Raw genomic sequence first — 3,378 nt, 5'->3', positions numbered from 1 at the left:
GGATATCACGCCGCCGGACACGGACGACGAGACACATCAGTTATAATTCCTACTTCTCGTTACCGGTACTGGTTCAGTTGCTCTTTGAGCCGCTTCGCCGCCTGTCCGGACGCTTTGGCGAACTGCTCGCCCGCGTCCTCGCCCGCGAAGATGATTCCACGCGATGAGTTGACCAACCCGGCACCATCCGCGAGGGCGTAGGTCGCGGCGGCTTCGACGTCGCCGCCCTGTGCACCGACGCCCGGGACGAGGAACGGGAGGTCCGGAACGCGCTCGCGCAGTTCTTCGAGTTCGTCGGGCGTCGTCGCGCCGACGACGAGGCCGACGTTGCCGTTGCCGTTCCAGAGGTCGGCGAGCGAGGCGACCCACTCGTACAGCGTCTCGCCGGAGGCCAGTTCGAGGTTTTGCAGGTCCGACCCGCCGGGGTTGGAGGTTCGACAGAGGATGAACACGCCCTTGTCCTCGCGCGAGAGGAACGGGTCGAGCGAGTCCCGTCCCATGTAGGGATTTGCGGTGATGGCGTCGGCCGAATCGAGGAGTTTCGCGTACTGACGGGCCGTGTTGCCGATGTCGCCGCGCTTCGCGTCCAACAGGACGGGGACGCCCTTCCCGTGTGCGTACGCGATGGTCTCGGTGAGCGCGGCCCAGCCGTCGCCGTCCTCGTAGAAGGCGGCGTTGGGTTTGTAGACGGCCGCGTGTTCGTGGGTCGCGTCGATGATGCGGCGGTTGAACGCCCAGCGCGGCAGGTCGTATTCGTGAAGGTGGTCGGGGATGCGTTCGATGTCGGGGTCGAGTCCGATGGAGACGATGCTGTCGGTGGTCTCGATGCGGTCGGCGAGCCGGTCGAAGAAGTTCATGTTCGGAAATTTTCGCGGTGGCTCAAGGAGTTATCGAACTGGTAAAGACAGTTCGGACCCATGAGTTCGATATAATGCCTGTGACCGCTGTGGGCTTCGACCTCGACGAGACCCTCGCCGTGACCGAGAGGGCGCGAGAGAAACTGCTCGCGGATGCGACGAAGGCAGTCGGTGCTCCATCACTCACCCGTGAGGAGTATCTCGATGCCCACAGTCGTCATTTGACGAGCGACTCGCGGAAACCCATCTTCGCCGACCTGCTCGCCGATGGTCTCGGAGCGGATGCGGAGGAACTCACCGACGCCTATCAACAGGCGATCCTGGACTCGCTCGCGTCGGTCGGCGACATCCCGTCGCTTCTCTCGGAGCTCCACCGGGAGTATCGCCTCGGCCTGCTCACGAACGGCCCGGTAGAGGCACAACGCGGAAAGCTCCACCAGTTGGGGTGGGAGGAGTACTTCGACGCGACGGTCGTCACTGGCGAACTCGAAGCTGGAAAGCCGGACCGCCGCGCGTTCGATGCGCTCTGTGAACGACTCGACGTTCGACCCGAGGAGATGGTGTACATCGGCGACAACCCGGAGGCGGACATCCGCGGCGCGAGCGACATCGGGATGAAGACGATACAGGTGCTGTTTCCCGACGGACCGGAACCCGAACCGTCGGCGGACGCGTACGTCGACCGGGAAGAACTCGTGTCCGCGCTTCCGGGGATAATCGCGGAACTGGCCGAACGGAACGAGGACTAGGATTACAGCGCTTCGACGACGGCATCGACGGCTCGTTTGACCTCCGCGCCGCTTTCCACGAACACGAGGACACGGGGCAGGCGAACCGCTTTCGGTCGGACACGAATGTCGGATTCAGCGGCTTTTCGTTCGACGGCTTCGACGTCCCCGGCCAGTTCGATACGGACCCTATCAGGATGGACGAACACCTCCGCGAACGGGTCGTCGTCCCCTTCGTGTTCGAGTTCGTAGGCGAGCGCCCCGTCCTCGGTCGGTTCGACGTCCGGGTCGGCGTTCACGACGGTGACGGAATCGAGCGGTGGATCCTCCCTGCCGTCGAATTCGGAGGAGAGCAGTTGTGCGATCCGTATTCCGTCCGTGATTTCGTCAACGACCATGGTTCGGATTGGGAGAGCGTCGGTTTACGTTTTGAGATCCGAGAGCGCCTCGGTCGCCTCGGTGCTCACGTCGATACCTTTCTTCCGCGCATAGACGACCGCGGCGGCCTCGACGGTGATTCCGGCGTTCCGCTGGAGTTCGTTGATTTCGGCGACCGCGGTCTGTTTGGTCGTCCCGTGTGCGACGGTCTTGTCGAGCACCTTCTCGAAGGTCGATTGCTCCTGCAAGAGGCTCTCGTCGGGAACGAACTCCTCGGGAATCTCGACTGTCGAGGGGTCGAACTCCGCGACGAGTTCGTCGTCGTCGTGTGACAACAATCCCTGACTGCTGGCGACGTCAACGAGGCGCTTCGCTTGGTCGGGCGAAAACCAGTCCCGGTCGAGCGACAGCGAGACCACGAATTCGCTCTCGCGCATGCGTTCGCGCCCTTGCTGCTGAAACGGCGTTGCGACTGCTATCCGCAGACTCATCGTCCGGCGAGACTGGACACGAGGGCCTAAATCTGGCGATGTAGGACTGCGAACCGAGTCATTGAAGTATTTCGTAGGCTACCTTCCCGGTATGAAAGACCAAGGACGCTCCACGCGAAAGCGAACCGGTGGACGACTGAAGCCCTTCCACAAGAAGAAAAAGCACGAACTCGGCCGTCAGCCCACCGAAACACAGGTCGGCGAACCGCGTTTCCGCACCACGGACGCCCGTGGCCGCAACTCGAAGATTCGCGCGCTCACGACCAACGTCGCCAACGTGACCGACGGCGGCGAAACGGTCAGCGCGACGATTCAGGACGTGCTCGAAAACGGCGCGAACCCGAACTACGCCCGCCGTAACATCATCACGAAGGGTGCCGTCATCGTCACGAACGAGGGCAAGGCCCGCGTGACCTCCCGTCCCGGCCAGACCGGACAGGTCAACGCTGTCGCCATCGACGACGAATAATCGACCCCGATTCTTTCGATTCGCAGGGAACGTAGCGACTGCGTCGTTCCGAGCGAAAGTTTCGGGCAGAGTATCGAATATCTCACATATTTCCACGGGGAACCACTCGGTTCCCCATCAACGAAATCGGACACGGGCGGGCAATTCTCGGCGTCGTCACTGCTGTACGTCTGGCAACGGGGCCGCCACGCGGGCGTTCGAAAATCCGCTATCGAATAGCAGTCAGGGTTCGTTTTCCTACGGGCGCGGCGCGGCCTTCTGGAGCGCCGTCTCGGCGATGTTGCCGCCGTAGTCAGCACACCGTGAGAGCGAGTCGACCACCAGCCCAAGCAGTTGTGCCTGTTGTGGGTCCTGCTTGCGTAGGAGTTTGTCGATCGCGCGCGCGTGCTCGTCGATGTCGAGAATGGACTCTCGCGCGTCGTTCGCCAACTCCGTCGCCTCCTCGCTGTCGTCCG

The 3,378-nt window shown here is 62.7% G+C and carries 5 protein-coding genes and 1 pseudogene; 2 read left to right on the top strand and 4 right to left on the bottom strand.

Features of this window, described 5'->3' with window-relative positions; genetic code table 11:
* Positions 1–59 precede the first annotated feature (59 nt).
* Positions 60–857, bottom strand: a complete 798-nt coding sequence (gene pyrF, locus WBV42_RS09065) for an orotidine-5'-phosphate decarboxylase (protein WP_423985733.1) — start codon at positions 855–857, stop codon at positions 60–62.
* Positions 858–931: 74 nt separating this feature from the next.
* Between pyrF and WBV42_RS09060 the strand changes: the two genes are divergently transcribed.
* Positions 932–1,606, top strand: coding sequence for an HAD family hydrolase (locus WBV42_RS09060; protein WP_423985732.1), 675 nt, complete (start codon positions 932–934; stop codon positions 1,604–1,606).
* Positions 1,607–1,608: 2 nt separating this feature from the next.
* Here the strand turns inward: WBV42_RS09060 and WBV42_RS09055 are convergent, their stop codons facing one another.
* Both WBV42_RS09055 and WBV42_RS09050 read right to left on the bottom strand, forming a co-directional pair.
* A complete protein-coding gene (locus tag WBV42_RS09055; RefSeq protein ID WP_423985731.1) occupies positions 1,609–1,983 on the bottom strand; it encodes a hypothetical protein in 375 nt (124 codons plus the stop codon).
* A 24-nt stretch (positions 1,984–2,007) separates the two neighbouring features.
* Entirely contained in the window at positions 2,008–2,454 is a 447-nt protein-coding gene (locus WBV42_RS09050) for a DUF2240 family protein (RefSeq protein WP_253225355.1), read from the bottom strand.
* A 91-nt stretch (positions 2,455–2,545) separates the two neighbouring features.
* Here WBV42_RS09050 and WBV42_RS09045 point away from each other — a divergent pair, with 91 nt between their 5' ends.
* Positions 2,546–2,923, top strand: coding sequence for a 30S ribosomal protein S8e (locus WBV42_RS09045; RefSeq protein WP_423985730.1), 378 nt, complete (start codon positions 2,546–2,548; stop codon positions 2,921–2,923).
* Positions 2,924–3,160: 237 nt separating this feature from the next.
* Here the strand turns inward: WBV42_RS09045 and WBV42_RS09040 are convergent.
* Positions 3,161–3,378, bottom strand: a pseudogene (locus WBV42_RS09040) (histidine kinase); the annotation flags it as partial.

Origin of the sequence: Haladaptatus sp. (genome assembly GCF_049589095.1) — an archaeon.
Classification (GTDB): Archaea; Halobacteriota; Halobacteria; order Halobacteriales; family Haladaptataceae; genus Haladaptatus.
This window is presented reverse-complemented; position numbering and strand designations above follow the sequence as displayed.

Excerpts from the sequence above, each read along its gene's own strand:
- pyrF (WP_423985733.1), bottom strand. The coding sequence starts at position 857 with ATGAACTTCTTCGACCGGCTCGCCGACCGCATCGAGACCACCGACAGC.
- WBV42_RS09060 (WP_423985732.1), top strand. The coding sequence starts at position 932 with ATGCCTGTGACCGCTGTGGGCTTCGACCTCGACGAGACCCTCGCCGTG.
- WBV42_RS09055 (WP_423985731.1), bottom strand. The coding sequence starts at position 1,983 with ATGGTCGTTGACGAAATCACGGACGGAATACGGATCGCACAACTGCTC.
- WBV42_RS09050 (WP_253225355.1), bottom strand. The coding sequence starts at position 2,454 with ATGAGTCTGCGGATAGCAGTCGCAACGCCGTTTCAGCAGCAAGGGCGC.
- WBV42_RS09045 (WP_423985730.1), top strand. The coding sequence starts at position 2,546 with ATGAAAGACCAAGGACGCTCCACGCGAAAGCGAACCGGTGGACGACTG.